The organism is Flavobacterium sp. MAHUQ-57 (assembly GCF_051908335.1).
GTDB lineage: Bacteria > Bacteroidota > Bacteroidia > Flavobacteriales > Flavobacteriaceae > Flavobacterium.
Genome location: NZ_JBPZTE010000007.1, coordinates 547,892 through 564,920, shown reverse-complemented (window position 1 = coordinate 564,920; position 17,029 = coordinate 547,892). Strand labels below are relative to the sequence as shown.

Here is a 17,029-nt window from a genome sequence, read left to right as displayed (position 1 = left end):
GAAAATCTTCCTATGGTGATGGACTACTCTATGCTTAGCGGAAACTTTTCCGACAAGTTGGGCAGTTTTGTGTCAAAAAAAGTTAAACAATCTCTAGTGTTTTTGCTTTGTTGACTAAATCCACCAAGTTAGTAACGTTAAGTTTAGCTAGCAATCTCAGTTTGTAAGTACTGATGGTTTTTTCATTTAAATGGAGTGCCTCGGCAACTTCTTTGTTTTTCTTACCATTCGACAAGTAGCGTAAGACTTCTACTTCTCTGGTAGATAATTTTCGGTACAAACGCTCTGATTTGGCTTGCTTTGAAATAAGCGCCATGTTGCGTTTAACGGCATCGCTAAAAATAATAGCGCCACGATTCACTTTAATAATGGTCGATGCCAAAATGTCAAGTTTCTCGGATTTTTGTAGAAAGGACGACACACCTGCCTTGATGGCGTTGGGTGCATAGACCTGTTCATTCAAATTGGAAAAAAGAACGATTTTAAGTTTTGGATGATCTTTTAGTAAAGCCTTAATCAAATTGATACTTGAAAGACCGTCTAATTCCAAATCCATAACTAGAACGTCAATTTCCTTTCTTTTAAGCATTTCTTCAACCATTTCGAAATTGTCTACAATTCCTACTAAAGTAATGTCAGAATGCTCCTTGAAATACGATTTAATGCCATAATGAACAACCGGATGGTTGTCGGCAAGTCCTATCTTCACCATACTCCTAAAATTTTTTTAATTGAACAAAAGCGGGTTGTAAAGATACGAAAATTTTTATAAAAAGCTGGAAATCAGGATTATTTTTACTTCAATTCTGTAGGAATTATACATACAGGAATTGGGGTCATTTTGTGCTGGTTGATAGTGTTCAAACGCTTGTAAATAGTGAAGACTTCGCGTTCTCTGCCTTCAAAATTTTCGGCAGTTTTGCCTTTTTCAAGTTGTTCCATAGCCCATTCTAACTCCGGATAACTCGCTCCTAATTGATCTTCATCGCTTCGATCGTCTCCAAATAATCCGTCGGTTGGTGCCGCATTCAAAATGGAATCCGGAACATTCAAGTATTTTGCCAAAGCTCTCACGTCGCTTTTTAATAAATCGGCAATCGGACTTAAGTCAACACCGCCATCACCATATTTAGTAAAAAAACCAACGCCAAAATCTTCTACTTTATTACCGGTTCCGGCTACTAAAAGTCCGTGAATGCCAGCTAAATAATATAAAGTAGTCATTCGTAAACGCGCTCTGGTATTGGCTAATGAAAGGTTTAATTTAGCTTCGTTGTTGCTGCCCGGTATTTCGGCTTTCATACTTTCAAATACAGGTGTTAAATCAACTCGGGTATCTGTTACGTTGGGAAAGCGTTCTTTTAATTGTGCAATATGTTCTTGGGCACGGTTTACATGGCTTTGGGCTTGATGTATGGGCATTTCAACGCATAATGTTTGTAAGCCTGTTTGAGCACAAAGTGTTGAGGTTAATGCGGAGTCAATCCCTCCTGAAATTCCGACTACAAAGCCATTTACTTTGGCGCTTTCGGCATACGATTTTAGCCAATTTACAATATGACTGTTTACTTTTTCAGAATTGATAGTGCTAATTTTTTGCATAGTGACTCTTTCTATTAAAAACCAATGTATATTTGCAAAAATAATAATTTTATGTTCATCTCGTTTGAGATACTAAACACTAATTTGATGAAGAAATTCCTGTATTTTTTATCGCTTTCTCTTCTTTTTGTTTCTTGTAAAAAGAATGAAATGGTTAAAGAAGAAGCTGAAGAAATCCCTTTGACTGTTGAAGTAGATCGTTATGATAAAGCTTTTTACGAATCCAAACCTCAAGATTTGCCAAAACTAAAAGCGCAATATCCTGATTTTTTTCCACAAGGGATAGATGAAAAATACCTTACGGAGAAAATGACGCACCCAATGTGGCGAGAGTTGTACAAAGAAGTGGAAAAGCGTTACGAAAATTTCGATGCGCAAAAAGTTGAAATTGAAAAGCTTTTCAAATACATTACATTTTATTACCCTAAAACTCAAGTTCCAAAAGTAATTACTGTAATTCAAGATATGGATCCGGATTATAAAGTAATTTATGCAGAAAAGAAAAATGTACTTATTATTTCTTTGGAGCTTTATCTTGGAAAAGGGCATAAGTTTTATGAATTCCCAGAGTATGAAAAGAAAACGTTTGAACCTAATCAGATGATGCCTGATATTGTGCAGAGTTTTTCATTGGGCAAAGTAAAACCGCCAACAGAACGTGATTTCTTGTCGCAAATTATTTATGCAGGTAAACAAATGTATCTGAAAGACGTGTTGCTTCCGGATGTGTCTGATGAGGATAAGATTTGTTATACGGCAGAAGAATTGAAATGGTGTGAAGATAACGATGTTGAGGTTTGGAAATACTTTGTAGAAGAGAACTTGTTGTACAGTACAAATCCAAAGTTGGTTCAGAATTTTATTGTTCCTGGACCATTTTCTAAATTCGGAAGAGATAATGACAGTGAGACGCCTTCTCGTATAGGTGTTTGGTTGGGGTGGCAAATTGTTCGTTCCTATATGGATAATAACGATGTGCCAATTCAGAAACTAATGATTATGGATGCTAAAGAAATATTTCAAAAATCTAAATATAAACCCGCTAAATAATGGCAATTACAAAAACTTCAGATATACAATTTAAAATTTCGCTTGACGAAAATCATGTTCCCGAAAAATTACACTGGACCGCAAAAGATGGTGGAGTGGAAAACGAAGAAGCTAAAGCTGTGATGTTGAATATTTGGGATAGCAATGCAAAAGAAACTATGCGTATCGATTTATGGACGAAAGATATGCCTGTAGATGAGATGAAGGTTTTCTTTCATCAGACATTAGTCGCTATGGCTGATACATTTGAACGCGCAACCGCCGATGAGAAAATGAGTGCTACTATGCGTGATTTCTGTGACTACTTTGCTGAAAAATTGGAATTAAAACAAGAATAAAAAAAAGGGTTCGTTTAGCGAACCCTTTTTTGTGTTTTATACAAAGTCATTGTTTTTGAAAATTTCCTGATTGACTGCGTCAATGTACTCTAGAACATTCTCTTTACCTATAACATCTAAAGAAGAAGTAACAAAGTATTGAGGCATTTCTTCCCAATTATTGGCTAATAAAGCTTTACGGTACGCCGCTACTTGCTGTTCTATTTTTCCTTTGGAAATTTTATCGGCCTTAGTAAATATTATACAGAAAGGAATCTCTATTTCGCCTAAGTAGGTGATAAATTCCAAATCTATTTTTTGTGCTTCATGGCGAATGTCAATCAACACAAAAGCACACACCAATTGTTCTCTTTTTTCAAAATAATCGGTGATGAATTTCTGAAAAACTTCTTTTGTTTTTTTGGATACTCGGGCATAACCATAACCCGGTAAATCTACTAAAAACCAATTGTTGTTGATTTTAAAGTGATTGATTAATTGTGTTTTTCCCGGTCTAGCCGATGTTTTTGCTAAGTTTTTGTGGTTGGTCAACATGTTGATTAAGGATGATTTTCCTACGTTTGACCTTCCGATAAATGCATACTCAGGTATTCGATCTTGTGGGCATTTGCTCACAATCGAATTACTGATAATAAACTCGGCAGTATTTATTTTCATTGTTGGTATTTTTCTTGTAATTTCCTAAAAAGGAGTATTAATGGATATGTTCGGCTTTGTTTTCAAGCCATTCTTCTAAAATTCTATTGAATTCGTCCGGATGTTCCATCATAGCTGCGTGACCACATTTGTCAATCCAGTATAAAGTTGAATTGGGTAATAATTTGTGGAATTCTTCCGCTACATCTGGTGGTGTAACCTTGTCTTGTTTGCCCCAAATAATGCCTGTTGGTACGTGCATTTTGGGCAAATCTTTGGCCATGTTATGACGGATAGCACTTTTGGCAATGGTTAAAGTTTTGATTAATTTAACTCTGTCATTAACTGTATTGTAAACATCATCGATGATTTCTTTCGTAGCAATTTCTGGATTGTAAAATACATCCTCGGCTTTTTTCTTGATGTACTCATAGTCACCTCGCTTCGGATAGCTGTCTCCCATGGCGCTTTCGTAAAGTCCTGAACTACCGGTTATTACTAATCCGCAAACTCTTTCGGGATACATTTTTGTAAAGTAAAGGGAGATGTGTCCTCCAAGTGAATTGCCTAATAGAATGGCTCTGTCTAATTTTTTATAATCCATGAAATTCTTCACATATACAGCAAAGGACTTCACATTCGTTTTTAAAATATTCTGAGTATACAATGGTAGGTGAGGAATGATAACTTTGTATCCTTTTTGAGGGAAATAATTGGCGACACCATCAAAATTGCTCAATCCGCCCATTAATCCATGCAGTATAATAATTGGAGTTCCTTCTCCAGCTTCGAAGTATTCGTATTTACCTTCTTTTATTAAATTCTCCACAATCTCTCTTCTGTTTGGTTTGTCTATTAACTCACAAATATAGAATATTTTACAAGAAGTAAGAGTGGGGAAAACATAGAATAGAGATCTTAAACGATTAATTGTTTCATTGTTAGTATTTTAAGGGTTTGTTTTTCGTTTTTATTTTTAACAAAATACTTGTAAATGTTAATAATCTGAAAACGGATTAAACATCCTCCCACTTTGAAAAGGTCAATAAAATCAATTTATTCCGTAAAATGATGGATTAAAAACGGTAAAACTTATTAACAAAGTGGTAATTTGTGGTAAAATGTGGTAAATTATTTTTTACATTTGTACATTATCATACAAAAAGTGTAACTCATTGAATACCATTATTGGAACATATGAATGTAAGGCTGATGCAAAGGGCAGGTTGATGTTACCTGTGGCTTTGAAGAATCAGTTGGCTTCTTCGTTGCAGGACGGTTTCGTATTAAAGCGATCTGTTTTTCAGCAATGTTTGGAGTTGTATCCTATGGCAGAATGGAATTTAATGATGCAAAAAATCAACAAACTTAATCGATTCAATAAAAAACACAATGATTTCATTCGACGATTTACAGTGGGTGTGCGTATGTTGGAAATTGATTCGACAGGAAGGTTGTTGATACCTAAAGATTTGGCATTGTTTGCTTCGATTACCAGTAATGTGGTGTTGTCATCGGCGGTTAATATTGTTGAGATTTGGGATAAGGATTTGTATGAAAAAGCTATTGATGATGCAGATGTAGATTTTGCAGATTTGGCAGAGGAAGTAATGGGTAACATAAACGATGAGTTAGATGGAATATCATAATCCGGTATTGTTAAAGGAAACGGTGGAAGGCTTGAATATTAAGCCTGATGGGGTTTATGTTGATGTGACATTTGGAGGAGGTGGTCACTCTAGAGAGATATTGTCTCAATTAGGACCGAATGGAAAATTGTTTGCCTTTGATCAAGATGAAGACGCTTGGGTAAATGAAATTCAAGACGAACGTTTTACGCTGATTAAAGAAAACTTCAGATTTATCAAAAGATTTCTTCGTTTCTACGGAATTAAAAAGGTAGACGGAATTTTAGGAGATCTTGGGGTTTCGTCACATCAGTTTGATGTTCCGGAACGAGGTTTTTCAACGCGATTCGATGCTGAACTGGACATGCGCATGAGTAAGAAAAATGAATTGAGTGCATACAGGGTGGTTAACGAATACGACGATAAAAATTTACGTCGTATTTTTTTAGAGTATGGTGAGCTTAAAAATGCAGCGGCGTTAGCGAGAACAATCGTTGAGGCTAGGGAAAAGGAGCGAATCGTAAATACGGAAGATCTGAAACAGGTGTTGGCTCGTTTTTTACCAGCGCACAAAGCGAATAAAATTTTGGCGCAAATCTATCAAGCTATTCGTATTGAAGTGAATCAGGAAATGGAAGTTTTGAAAGAATTCTTGGAACAAACATTAGAAGTTTTGGATACCGGTGGACGCTTGAGTGTGATTTCCTATCATTCATTGGAAGATCGATTGGTAAAACGCTTTGTTAAAAACGGAATGTTTGAAGGTGAACCTGAAAGGGATATGTTTGGTCGTTTTGAGGTTCCATTTAAAGCAATTGGGAAATTGATTGTGCCAACAGATGCTGAGATTAAAATCAATAACAGAGCAAGAAGTGCTAAACTGAGAATAGCTGAGAAATTATAATGAAAGGGAAGTTGTATAGCTTGTTGAAAGCCAAGTTCTTGGTGAACGAGGATGCGATCAAAAATTGGCAGTTTATTGTCTATTTGATTTTCTTGGCCATAATCATGATTGCGAATACACATAGTTATGAAAAGAAAATTTTCGAAATAGCGGAGTTGACCAATGAAGTAAAAGAATTACGATCAGAATTTGTAGATCGTCGTTCGGAGTTGATGAAGATTAAAATGGAATCGTCTGTAGCTGAAAAAATGGAAAAAAAAGAAATTTTCCCCTCTTCGGTTCCGCCCAAAAAAATAAAAGTTATAAAAGAAAAAACAGCTTGGGATAACCTATGGCAGTAGAAAACAGAAACATATTGAATCGTATTTATGTAGTGGCTTTAATCATTTTGATTATGGTGACAGCTGTTGGCGTTAAGCTAACGAACATTCAGTGGGTGGAAGGTGATTATTACCGTCAATTGGCAAAAGAACGCACGGTTAAAAACTTTGTAATTCCTGCAAATAGAGGGAATGTGTATTCTTCTGACGGAAGTTTACTTGCAACATCTATTCCGGAATATACGATTCGTTTTGATGCAGTGGCTCCGTCAAAAGAGACTTTTGATAAATATGTAAAGCCTTTGTCTGATTCATTAGGAAAGTTTTTAGGGAAGTCCAGTTCGGTGTATTTGAATGAATTCCGTAAAGCGAAAGCAAATAAAAATCGCTACTTTTTAGTTGCACGCGACTTGAGTTATACGCAGTATATGACGATTAAAGGTTTTCCATTATTCAATTTGGGAGCTTACAAAGGAGGGATGATAACCGAGCAAGAAACTGTGCGTGAGCATCCAATCGGTAAAATTGCGAAAAGGACTATCGGTTACGAGCGATATGATGAAAAAGGTAGGTTGCTTCCTGTGGGTATAGAAGGTGCTTTTAGTAAATACTTAAACGGTAAAGATGGTAAGATTTTAAAGCAAAAAATCGCAAAAGGCCAATGGAAACCCATTCACGATAATAATGAAGTGGAACCACGTGATGGATACGATATTGTTTCTACTATAGATGTTTACGTTCAGGATATTGCGCATCACGCTTTATTAAAACAATTGGAAGAGTATGAGGCGGATCATGGTTGTGTTGTTGTTATGGAAACCAAAACGGGTGCTGTAAAAGCAATTTCCAATTTGGGTAGAGGTAAAGATGGTACTTACTATGAAACTGTGAATTATGCTATCGGCGAATCACACGAACCCGGGTCAACGTTTAAGTTAGTGGATTTAATCGCACTTCTGGATGACGAAAAAATTGATACTAGTAAAGTGTATGATTCGAAAGGTGGAGATATAGTTTATAAAGGAAGACATGTTCGTGATTCTCATAAAGGTGGTTACGGAAAAATTTCATTAGCCCGTGGTTTCGAAGTTTCTTCGAATACAGTTTTGGTTCAAGCAGTTTATGAAAATTATAAAACCAACCCAAAACAGTTTGTTGACCGAATAAATAATTTGGGGCTTAACAAACCTCTTGGTTTACCATTTAAAGGAGAGGGTATTCCTCGAATACCACAACCCGGCGAGAATGGCTGGAGCGGAATCTCTCTTCCTTGGATGGCATTTGGTTACGGAGTATCTGTTACTCCGCTACAAACATTGACGTTGTACAATGCCGTTGCGAACAATGGCGAAATGGTAAAGCCGATGTTTGTTCAAGAGGTGAAAGAATGGAACAAAACCATCAAAAAGTTTGACAAGCAGGTGATTAATCCTAAAATATGTTCTGACCCAACATTGAAAAAAGTAAATGCTGTTTTGAAAAACGTAGTAAAACAAGGAACGGGTTCGAAATTGTATTCTAAAGATTTTTCAATGGCAGGTAAAACAGGGACGGTTCAGATGGCTTATCATAAAGGAGATACAGAAATGTATTATGCATCTTCGTTTGTTGGTTATTTTCCAGCAGATAATCCAAAATATTCTTGCATTGTAGTTGTTCATAAACCGAATACTTCGAAAAATAATTATTATGGTGCAGATGTAGCTGGCCCGGTTTTTAAACGTATCGCTCAAAAAGTGTTTACTGATGTGCCATCTACCAATAAAATAAAAGATTTAAAAAGAAAATTCAAAAATCAAGAGACTAGTTATCTAGCCTACAACGAAAAGGTAAATAAAAAACCATCCGTTGTGCCTAATTTGAAAGGTATGCCAGGTATGGATGCGGTAGCGCTGCTGGAAAACCTAAATATGAAAGTTAAGGTAATTGGCATCGGAAAAGTAAAGAAACAATCAATTCTTCCAGGTCAGCCTATTTTGAAAAATAACACAATAATTCTGGAGTTGTCATAATGCAAAACTTAAAAGACATAGTATACAAAGTTGGTATTGAATCTGTTCATGGTACAACAGATATTCAAGTGAGTGCCATTCATTTTGACTCGCGTAATGTGAGTAATAATGATGTGTTTGTAGCAATCAAAGGGACTATTTCCGATGGTCATCAATTTATTGATAAGGCGATTTCTCTTGGAGCTGCTGTTATTGTATGCGAAGATTTGCCAGCTAATTTATTGTCTCAAATAACTTATATTCAAGTCAAAGATACCAATGAGGCTCTAGCTTGTTTAGCGGCTAATTTTTATGACAATCCGTCACAAAAATTGCAATTAATAGGTATAACTGGAACCAATGGTAAGACAACTATTGCGTCGCTATTGTACCAAATGTTTAAAAAGGCAGGTTATAAAGTTGGTTTGCTTTCAACAGTGAAAATTCTAGTTGACGATACCGAATATAAAGCAACTCATACAACTCCCGATTCATTAACCATCAATCATTATATGAATGAAATGGTTGAAGAAGGTTGTGAGTATTGTTTCATGGAAGTGAGTTCTCATGGGATTCATCAAAAACGCACTGAAGGATTACACTTCAAGGGCGGAGTTTTTACCAATTTGTCTCACGACCATTTGGATTATCATCCAACATTCGCCGAATACCGTGATGTAAAAAAATCATTTTTTGATTCCTTGCCGAAATCTGCTTTTGCAATTACCAATATAGATGATAAAAACGGAAGCGTAATGCTTCAAAATACGCAGGCGAGAAAATTGACCTATGCTCTGAAAACTTATGCCGATTATAAGGCCGTTATTTTGGAAAATCAATTATCTGGCTTGCAATTAAAAGTGAATGAGCAAGAAGTTTGGACTCGTTTAATCGGAAATTTTAATGCCTATAATTTACTGGCGATTTATGCAGTTGCTGTGGAATTAGGGATTGAGAAAATTGAAGCTTTGCGATTGTTATCGGAATTGGAAAGTGTTTCAGGAAGATTTCAATACATCGTTTCAAATCAAAAAATTACAGCGGTGGTAGATTATGCACACACGCCTGATGCGTTGGAAAATGTATTGAATACAATAAATGATATCCGTACTAAAAATGAAAAATTAATCACAGTAGTGGGTTGTGGAGGCGACAGAGATAAAACAAAGCGACCAATAATGGCCAAAATTGCTGCCGAATTGAGCGATAATGTGATACTAACATCGGATAACCCACGAACTGAAGATCCACAAATGATTTTGAATGAAATGGAGGCTGGTATTTCGGCCGAAAATTTTAAAAAATATGTGTCGATTTTAGATAGAAAGCAAGCGATTAAAACGGCTTGTCAAATGGCGGAAAGCAAAGATATTATTGTAATTGCGGGCAAAGGACACGAAACCTATCAGGAAATAAATGGAGTACGTCATGATTTTGACGATATGAAAATTGTACAAGAAATATTAGAACAACTTAACAAATAACCACAAGGTATGTTATACTACTTATTTGAATATTTAGATAAATCTTTAGATGTTCCGGGAACGGGAGTTTTCCAGTATATCACGTTTAGATCGGCATTGGCTATTATTATGTCTTTGTTGTTGTCTACTATTTACGGTAAACGTGTTATTGGCTTTTTGCGCCGTCAACAAATTGGAGAAACAGTTCGTGAATTAGGTTTGGATGGACAAACTCAAAAAGCGGGAACGCCTACGATGGGAGGAATTATTATTATTTTCTCTACCTTGATTCCGGTATTTCTTTTGGCAAAACTGAACAATATCTATATCATTCTTTTAATCGTTTCCATGTTGTGGATGGGACTTATCGGGTTTCTTGACGATTATATTAAAGTATTCAAAAAAGATAAAGCAGGTTTAAAAGGTATATTTAAAGTAATAGGTCAAATCGGTCTTGGAATAATTGTAGGTGCTACTTTGTATTTCCATCCTGCAGTAACAGTTAGACAAGATGCTCAACCTACAAAGATTGTAGTGAATTCAGTTCAAAATACAATCAATCCGGTTTCTTTGGAAGAAAAATCGACCGCAACTACGATTCCTTTTTTTAAAAATAATGAATTCGACTACGCTGAATTATTAGCATGGACTGGTGATGGTTACGAAAATTGGGCATGGTTGGTGTTTATTCCAATTGTGATTTTTATTATCACTGCAGTTTCCAATGGTGCTAATTTAACGGATGGTATTGATGGATTGGCTGCGGGAACTTCAGCAATTTCTGTGGTCGCTTTAGGTGTATTTACTTTTGTTTCAGGAAATATCATTTTTTCGAATTATCTGAATATCATGTTTATCCCGAATTCTGGTGAAATGACTGTTTTTATAGCTGCTTTTGTTGGTGCATTAGTTGGCTTTTTATGGTACAACAGTTATCCGGCGGCTGTATTTATGGGGGATACCGGAAGTTTAACCATCGGTGGTGTAATCGCTGTGTTGGCAATTGCTGTTCGTAAAGAAATGTTGATCCCAGTAATTTGTGGAATCTTCTTGGCCGAAAATTTATCGGTGGTACTACAGGTTGCTTATTTCAAATATACCAAAAAGAAATACGGTGAAGGTCGACGTATATTCTTGATGTCACCGCTACATCATCACTATCAGAAAAAAGGTTATCACGAAAGTAAAATTGTAACCCGTTTTTGGATTGTTGGAATTTTATTGGCTATTGTGTCAATTGTAACCCTAAAATTAAGATAATATGCGATTAGTAGTTTTAGGTGGAGGAGAGAGTGGTGTAGGTACTGCTATCTTAGGAAAGAAAAAGGGATATGAAGTTTTTGTGTCTGATTTTGGACAGATAAAAAACAATTATAAAGAAGTGTTGTCACTTCATAAAATCAAATTTGAAGACGAAAAACATACAGAAGAGTTAATTCTTAATGCGGATGTGGTGATGAAAAGTCCAGGTATTCCGGACAAAGCACCAATAGTTAAAAAACTAATTGAGGCCAATATTCCAATTTTATCGGAGATAGAATTTACCAATCAGTTTTCAGATGCCGTAACAATTGGGATTACTGGAAGCAACGGAAAAACTACCACCACGATGTTAACCTATCATTTATTAAAACAAGCAGGTTTAAATGTTGGTTTGGCCGGAAATATTGGAAAGAGTTATGCATGGCAGGTCGCTGAAGGAAAATACGATACGTATGTTTTGGAGTTGAGTAGTTTTCAGTTGGATGGGATTGAAACGTATAAACCGCATATCGCCATCATTACAAATATAAGTCCGGATCATTTAGACCGATACGAATACAAATTCGAAAATTATATCGCTGCTAAATTCAGAATTACCATGAATCAAACGGAAGAGGATTATCTGATTTATGATGCAGACGACGAAGCAATAAAAAATTGGTTGGAAAACAATACCACCAAAGCAAAACTGGTTCCTTTTTCATTGACAAAACCTTTGGATTTTGGAGCTTTTTTAGAAGAAAATAATATTAATATCAATACCACAAAAGAAACTTTTGTTATGCCAACAAATCAATTATCATTAGAAGGGAAACACAATGTTAAAAACGCCATGGCAGCCGCTACAGTTGCACAACTATTGAAAATCAGAAAAGAAACGATTCGTGAGAGTCTATCTGATTTCCAAGGTGTGGAACATCGTCTGGAAAAAGTGCTTAAGATTCAAAATGTACAATACATAAACGATTCTAAAGCTACTAATGTGAATGCAACGTTTTTCGCTTTGGATAGCATGACTACCCCAACAGTTTGGATTGTTGGTGGTGTGGATAAAGGCAATGATTATACTGAGTTGATGCCGTTGGTAAATGAAAAAGTGAAGGCAATTGTGTGTTTGGGTATTGATAATAAAAAAATTATTGAAGCTTTCGCTGGCGTAGTAGATACTTTGGTAGAAGCATCAAGTATGGTTGAAGCCGTGAGACAAGCGTATAAAATTGCTGAAAAAGGTGATTCTGTATTGTTGTCGCCAGCATGTGCTAGTTTTGATTTGTTTGAAAACTACGAAGATCGTGGTCGCCAGTTCAAACAAGCAGTACAAAATTTATAATTGCAATAAAGTCATAAGCAGCTTTACTGCTTAAAAAGGAACTATGAAGACGTTAATACATAATTTGAAAGGAGATAAAGTGATTTGGGCAATGGTAGCACTGTTGGCTCTCATCTCTTTTATACCTGTGTATAGCGCAAGTAGTAATTTGGCTTATCAAAAACACGGAACAGGAAATACCTTAGTCTATTTGATTAAACATTTAATTCACTTGGCTGCGGGTATTTGGATTATGTTCCAAGTACAAAAAATTCCATACCATTACTTTAGGAGTATATCAAGAATATTGTTGCCAATTGCGTGGATATTGTTGGCTTATACCATGCTCAAAGGAACAATGATTGAAGGTGCGAATGCCAGTCGTTGGATTTCGGTTCCCTTTGTAGGTATTACATTCCAACCTTCAGCATTTGCAGGAATTGTGTTGTTTTTGTTTGTTGCTCGCTATTTATCTAAAACAGAAATAGAAGAAATGACTTTTCAAAAGTCATTTGTAGAACTTTGGATTCCGGTATTCATCACTTTAGCATTGATTTTACCAGCGAATTTTTCAACAACTGCCTTGATTTTTTCAATGGTGTTAATGTTGACATTTGTTGGAAGGTATCCAATCAAAAATAGTGCTGTAATTGTAGGGATGGGAATTTTAGCTTTTGCATTTTTTGTGCTTTTAGTTAAGGCTTTTCCAGATGCTTTTCCAAACCGTGTGGATACATGGATTAGCCGTATAGAAAATTTTACGTCAGACGTGCCTGATGAAGATGATTACCAAATCGAAAAAGCAAAAACAGCCATTGCATCCGGTGGAGTTTATGGTTTAGGTCCGGGTAAAAGCATTCAAAAAAACTTTTTGCCGCAATCTTCTTCCGATTTCATTTTTGCCATTATTGTGGAAGAGTTAGGACTTGCGGGTGCTTTTTTTATTATTCTGATCTATTTGATTTTGTTTATTCGATTTGTAATCGCTTCGTACAAAGCGCCAACAGTCTTCGGAAAGTTGGTGGTGGCAGGATTGGGCTTTCCAATTATTTTCCAAGCATTTATTAATATGGGAGTGGCAGTCGAATTATTGCCTACAACAGGACAAACATTGCCTTTGATCAGTAGTGGTGGTACTTCCATTTGGATGACGTGTGCTGCTTTGGGAATCATTTTGAATGTAACCAAAAAAGAAGAAGAAATTGCGCAAGAAACGTTAGATAAACAAAAGAGAGAGGAAGCTTTACAACGTATTATTGATAGGGAATTGGCAGATGAAGAAAAGCAAGAAGAAATTTTTGAAGAAGGTTATTCAATTGAAGATGTTGCTAATCCAATGAATGCGGTTTTAAATAAATAATGATGAAAGAAAATCCAAAATTTATAATAAGCGGTGGAGGAACAGGTGGGCATATCTATCCTGCAATCGCTATTGCTAACGAGTTAAAAGCTCGTTTCCCAAAAGCGGATATTCTTTTTGTGGGCGCGAGTGATAAAATGGAAATGCAAAAAGTGCCTCAAGCGGGATATTCAATCAAAGGATTGTGGATAGCCGGTATTCAACGAAAATTGACACTTCAAAATGCAATGTTTCCTTTGAAGTTGATGTCTAGCTTGGCTAAGTCTTTCGGTATTATTAAAAATTTTAAACCAGATGTGGTAATTGGGACTGGAGGTTTCGCCAGTGGAGCAGTATTAAAAGTGGCTTCGATGTTAGGAATACCTACGGTAATTCAGGAACAGAATTCTTATCCAGGAATAACCAATAAATTATTAAGTAAAAAAGCAAACAAAATTTGTGTTGCTTATGAAAATTTGGAACGATTTTTTCCAATAGAAAATATGAGACTTACTGGTAATCCAGTCCGTCAGGATTTGATTGCTGTTGAAGATAAAAGAGAGGAAGCATTGACTTATTTTAAGTTGGATGCGGGAAAAAAAACACTATTGATTTTAGGTGGGAGTTTAGGAGCGAGAAGAATTAATCAGTTGATTGCTAAAGAATTGGATTGGTTGTTGTCTCAAAATGTACAAATTATCTGGCAATGCGGGAAATTGTATTTGGAGGAATACCAACAATTTTCTCAAAAAGAAGGCGTTCAGGTACTTGCTTTTATAGATCGAATGGATCTGGTTTATGCTGCTGCGGATATTGTGATATCAAGGTCTGGCGCATCATCAGTTTCTGAATTAGCGATTGTAGGTAAGCCGGTTGTTTTTATTCCGTCACCTAATGTGGCAGAAGATCATCAAACTAAAAATGCTCAGGCTATTGTGGATAAACACGGGGCAATTCTGATGAAAGAGAATGAATTGGATACGCAATTCGAAACTGTTTTTGAAGCATTGTTGAAAGATAAAGGGAAACAGCAAAGTTTAAGTGAGAATATTAAAAAATTGGCTTTGCCTGATGCAACGAAGCAAATAGTTGATGAAATAGTAAAATTAGTGAAATAAGGAAATGAATTTAAATCAAATACATAACGTTTATTTTATCGGAATCGGAGGTATCGGAATGAGTGCCTTGGCCCGTTACTTTAAATTCATTGGAAAAAAAGTGACAGGATATGATAAAACGCCAACCATGCTTACGGAGGAATTGGTTGCTAGTGGAATAACGATTCATTTTGAAGATGATATTCAACAAATTCCTGCGGATTTCACAAAAGAAAATACTTTGGTAATTATTACCCCGGCTGTACCAAAATCGCATACGGAGTGGAATTACTTTTTGGATAATGACTACGTGGTAAAAAAACGTGCTGAAGTTTTGGGAATTATTACTAAAGATACCTACTGTTTTGCAGTGGCGGGTACGCATGGTAAAACAACGACTTCCAGTATTTTAGGTCATGTTTTATATGAAAGTGGTGCTGATGTAACAGCTTTTTTGGGTGGGATAGTCGAAAACTATAATTCCAATTTAATAGGTACCGGTAAAACAATTACTGTTGTGGAAGCGGATGAATTTGATAGATCTTTTTTACATTTGCACCCCAATTTAGCCTGCATCACTTCGATGGATGCAGATCATTTGGATATTTATGGCGATGATGCTTCTATCAAAGCTTCCTTTCAGGAATTTGCAGATAAAGTAACGGATAAAACTAACCTGTTTGTAATCAATGGCTTGCCTTTGGAGGGGGTTACTGTTGGTGTAAACGACGGGTCAAAGTTTGTAGCGCATAATGTTAGAATAGTCGACGGTTGGTATGTGTTTGATGTGACAACACCAACAGAAGAGATTAAAGATATAAAATTTGGATTACCAGGAAAGCATAACTTAACCAATGCGTTGCTGGCTTTGGCAATGGCTAGTACGTTCGGAACCCCAACCGACGCTATTGCTAAAGCGTTAGCAACATTTAAAGGAGTAAAACGTCGTTTTTCATTCCAAATCAGAAAACCGGATTTTGTGTATATCGATGATTATGCGCACCATCCCACTGAGATTAACGCGGTACATCAAGCAGTTCGTGAGTTGTATCCCGGTAAAAAAGTATTGGCTGTGTTTCAGCCGCATTTGTTCAGCAGAACTCGTGATTTTGCAGATGATTTTGCTACAAGTTTGTCACAGTTTGACGAAGTTTTGTTGATGGAAATTTACCCAGCGCGTGAGTTACCGATGGAAGGTGTAACTTCGCAATGGTTGTTAGATAAGATAGAAAATCCAAATAAAAAATTAGTTCAAAAAAATGAATTGATTGGATTGTTGCAAGCATCTGATGCGCCTGTTATTGTTACAATAGGAGCAGGTGATGTGGGAGAAATGGTTCCAGAAATTAAAAAAGCATTAGATGCGTAAAAATTGGGTGTTAAATATTCAGTTGATTGCCATTTTTGGATTGGTTATTTTTTTGTATTCATTTACTTCAAAAAGGAATGAACAACGAAAAATTTCCAAACCTCAGATTGAATTTTTAAATGCTGAGAGTCCGTTTGTAACCCACGAAATGGTTAATAACTTGTTGATAGAAAAATTTGGAGGTATATCTACGATTAAAAAAGAAGATATAGATTTGAAGAGTATTGAGCAAACCCTTAATAAACACAGCCTAATAGAAGATTCTGAGGTATATGTGAGTGTTGATGGTAAGCTAAAAACGGTCGTTAAGCAGAAGTCCCCAATCGCACGTGTTTTTAGTAACAATACCTCTTTTTATATTGATTATGAGGGAGGTAAGATGCCGCTTTCAAAAAATTTTAGTGCCAGAGTGCCGCTTGTTTATGGTAAAATTAACACTGCCAAAGACAAGAATTTCGTGTCTCTGTTACAGATGATTTATAACGATGATTTTTTGAAAAAAAATATCATCGGTATGCAGGTTTTGGAGGATGGAAGTGTGATCATGAAGAATAGAAATTATGGTTATGATATTGTTTTTGGACGAACCATTAACATGGAGAGAAAATTTAATAACTATAAAGCGTTTTTTCAAAAAGCTGTACAGGACACTTTAATTGATTCGTATAAGAGTATCAATTTGAAGTTTACAAAACAGGTGGTTTGTACAAAAGAATAAGG

17 protein-coding genes are annotated in these 17,029 nt (G+C 35.9%); 13 read left to right on the top strand and 4 right to left on the bottom strand.

Annotation, left to right across the window (positions count from 1 at the left end):
* Positions 1-82: 82 nt before the first annotated feature.
* Together ACS8MM_RS10580 and nadE are read right to left on the bottom strand one after the other, a co-directional pair.
* Positions 83-712 carry a LuxR C-terminal-related transcriptional regulator gene (locus ACS8MM_RS10580; RefSeq protein WP_379716448.1) on the bottom strand — a complete coding sequence of 210 codons (630 nt, stop codon included), beginning with the start codon at positions 710-712 and terminating at the stop codon, positions 83-85.
* A gap of 83 nt (positions 713-795) precedes the next feature.
* Complete coding sequence (gene nadE / locus ACS8MM_RS10575; protein ID WP_379716445.1) at positions 796-1,602, bottom strand: NAD(+) synthase; 807 nt, start codon at positions 1,600-1,602, stop codon at positions 796-798.
* An 87-nt stretch (positions 1,603-1,689) separates the two neighbouring features.
* On the opposite strand from nadE, the gene gldB reads away from it, so the two are divergent.
* Together gldB and gldC are read left to right on the top strand one after the other, a co-directional pair.
* A complete protein-coding gene (gene gldB / locus ACS8MM_RS10570) occupies positions 1,690-2,652 on the top strand; it encodes a gliding motility lipoprotein GldB (RefSeq protein ID WP_379716442.1) in 963 nt (320 codons plus the stop codon).
* Entirely contained in the window at positions 2,652-2,990 is a 339-nt protein-coding gene (gldC, locus tag ACS8MM_RS10565; RefSeq protein WP_379716439.1) for a gliding motility protein GldC, read from the top strand. Before gldB ends, gldC begins: the two co-directional genes overlap by 1 nt.
* Before the next feature lie 36 nt (positions 2,991-3,026).
* Here the strand turns inward: gldC and yihA are convergent, their stop codons facing one another.
* Both yihA and ACS8MM_RS10555 read right to left on the bottom strand, forming a co-directional pair.
* Entirely contained in the window at positions 3,027-3,647 is a 621-nt protein-coding gene (yihA, locus tag ACS8MM_RS10560) for a ribosome biogenesis GTP-binding protein YihA/YsxC (protein WP_379716436.1), read from the bottom strand.
* Between the two features lie 37 nt (positions 3,648-3,684).
* Entirely contained in the window at positions 3,685-4,455 is a 771-nt protein-coding gene (locus tag ACS8MM_RS10555; RefSeq protein ID WP_379716433.1) for an alpha/beta fold hydrolase, read from the bottom strand.
* Between the two features lie 346 nt (positions 4,456-4,801).
* On the opposite strand from ACS8MM_RS10555, the gene ACS8MM_RS10550 reads away from it, so the two are divergent.
* Genes ACS8MM_RS10550 through ACS8MM_RS10500 form a run of 11 tightly spaced genes read left to right on the top strand, consistent with a single transcriptional unit; the run spans position 4,802 to position 17,027 of the window.
* A complete protein-coding gene (locus ACS8MM_RS10550) occupies positions 4,802-5,275 on the top strand; it encodes a division/cell wall cluster transcriptional repressor MraZ (protein WP_379716430.1) in 474 nt (157 codons plus the stop codon).
* On the top strand, positions 5,262-6,158 hold the full coding sequence (rsmH, locus tag ACS8MM_RS10545; RefSeq protein WP_379716427.1) for a 16S rRNA (cytosine(1402)-N(4))-methyltransferase RsmH: 897 nt from the start codon (positions 5,262-5,264) through the stop codon (positions 6,156-6,158). The genes ACS8MM_RS10550 and rsmH overlap by 14 nt, the downstream gene beginning before the upstream one ends.
* A complete protein-coding gene (locus tag ACS8MM_RS10540) occupies positions 6,158-6,499 on the top strand; it encodes an FtsL-like putative cell division protein (protein ID WP_379716424.1) in 342 nt (113 codons plus the stop codon). The genes rsmH and ACS8MM_RS10540 overlap by 1 nt, the downstream gene beginning before the upstream one ends.
* The gene (locus ACS8MM_RS10535; protein ID WP_379716420.1) at positions 6,490-8,490 is read left to right on the top strand and encodes a penicillin-binding protein; all 2,001 of its coding nucleotides are present in this window, start codon (positions 6,490-6,492) and stop codon (positions 8,488-8,490) included. Before ACS8MM_RS10540 ends, ACS8MM_RS10535 begins: the two co-directional genes overlap by 10 nt.
* A complete protein-coding gene (locus ACS8MM_RS10530) occupies positions 8,490-9,953 on the top strand; it encodes a UDP-N-acetylmuramoyl-L-alanyl-D-glutamate--2,6-diaminopimelate ligase (protein WP_379716417.1) in 1,464 nt (487 codons plus the stop codon). The genes ACS8MM_RS10535 and ACS8MM_RS10530 overlap by 1 nt, the downstream gene beginning before the upstream one ends.
* Positions 9,954-9,962: 9 nt before the next feature.
* A complete protein-coding gene (gene mraY / locus ACS8MM_RS10525; RefSeq protein ID WP_379716414.1) occupies positions 9,963-11,192 on the top strand; it encodes a phospho-N-acetylmuramoyl-pentapeptide-transferase in 1,230 nt (409 codons plus the stop codon).
* Position 11,193: 1 nt separating this feature from the next.
* Positions 11,194-12,525, top strand: a complete 1,332-nt coding sequence (murD, locus tag ACS8MM_RS10520) for a UDP-N-acetylmuramoyl-L-alanine--D-glutamate ligase (protein WP_379716411.1) — start codon at positions 11,194-11,196, stop codon at positions 12,523-12,525.
* 43 nt (positions 12,526-12,568) lie between these two features.
* On the top strand, positions 12,569-13,864 hold the full coding sequence (locus ACS8MM_RS10515) for an FtsW/RodA/SpoVE family cell cycle protein (protein ID WP_379716408.1): 1,296 nt from the start codon (positions 12,569-12,571) through the stop codon (positions 13,862-13,864).
* Between the two features lie 2 nt (positions 13,865-13,866).
* Positions 13,867-14,961, top strand: a complete 1,095-nt coding sequence (gene murG / locus ACS8MM_RS10510; protein ID WP_379718986.1) for an undecaprenyldiphospho-muramoylpentapeptide beta-N-acetylglucosaminyltransferase — start codon at positions 13,867-13,869, stop codon at positions 14,959-14,961.
* Positions 14,962-14,965: 4 nt separating this feature from the next.
* Complete coding sequence (gene murC / locus ACS8MM_RS10505; protein WP_379716405.1) at positions 14,966-16,309, top strand: UDP-N-acetylmuramate--L-alanine ligase; 1,344 nt, start codon at positions 14,966-14,968, stop codon at positions 16,307-16,309.
* The gene (locus tag ACS8MM_RS10500; RefSeq protein WP_379716402.1) at positions 16,302-17,027 is read left to right on the top strand and encodes a cell division protein FtsQ/DivIB; all 726 of its coding nucleotides are present in this window, start codon (positions 16,302-16,304) and stop codon (positions 17,025-17,027) included. Before murC ends, ACS8MM_RS10500 begins: the two co-directional genes overlap by 8 nt.
* The last annotated feature ends 2 nt before the right edge of the window (positions 17,028-17,029 follow it).

Bases quoted from the DNA above. Each gene is read 5' to 3' on its own strand.
- ACS8MM_RS10580 (WP_379716448.1), bottom strand. From the start codon at position 712: ATGGTGAAGATAGGACTTGCCGACAACCATCCGGTTGTTCATTATGGC.
- nadE (WP_379716445.1), bottom strand. From the start codon at position 1,602: ATGCAAAAAATTAGCACTATCAATTCTGAAAAAGTAAACAGTCATATT.
- gldB (WP_379716442.1), top strand. From the start codon at position 1,690: ATGAAGAAATTCCTGTATTTTTTATCGCTTTCTCTTCTTTTTGTTTCT.
- gldC (WP_379716439.1), top strand. From the start codon at position 2,652: ATGGCAATTACAAAAACTTCAGATATACAATTTAAAATTTCGCTTGAC.
- yihA (WP_379716436.1), bottom strand. From the start codon at position 3,647: ATGAAAATAAATACTGCCGAGTTTATTATCAGTAATTCGATTGTGAGC.
- rsmH (WP_379716427.1), top strand. From the start codon at position 5,262: ATGGAATATCATAATCCGGTATTGTTAAAGGAAACGGTGGAAGGCTTG.
- ACS8MM_RS10540 (WP_379716424.1), top strand. From the start codon at position 6,158: ATGAAAGGGAAGTTGTATAGCTTGTTGAAAGCCAAGTTCTTGGTGAAC.
- ACS8MM_RS10535 (WP_379716420.1), top strand. From the start codon at position 6,490: ATGGCAGTAGAAAACAGAAACATATTGAATCGTATTTATGTAGTGGCT.
- ACS8MM_RS10530 (WP_379716417.1), top strand. From the start codon at position 8,490: ATGCAAAACTTAAAAGACATAGTATACAAAGTTGGTATTGAATCTGTT.
- mraY (WP_379716414.1), top strand. From the start codon at position 9,963: ATGTTATACTACTTATTTGAATATTTAGATAAATCTTTAGATGTTCCG.
- murD (WP_379716411.1), top strand. From the start codon at position 11,194: ATGCGATTAGTAGTTTTAGGTGGAGGAGAGAGTGGTGTAGGTACTGCT.
- ACS8MM_RS10515 (WP_379716408.1), top strand. From the start codon at position 12,569: ATGAAGACGTTAATACATAATTTGAAAGGAGATAAAGTGATTTGGGCA.
- murG (WP_379718986.1), top strand. From the start codon at position 13,867: ATGAAAGAAAATCCAAAATTTATAATAAGCGGTGGAGGAACAGGTGGG.
- murC (WP_379716405.1), top strand. From the start codon at position 14,966: ATGAATTTAAATCAAATACATAACGTTTATTTTATCGGAATCGGAGGT.
- ACS8MM_RS10500 (WP_379716402.1), top strand. From the start codon at position 16,302: ATGCGTAAAAATTGGGTGTTAAATATTCAGTTGATTGCCATTTTTGGA.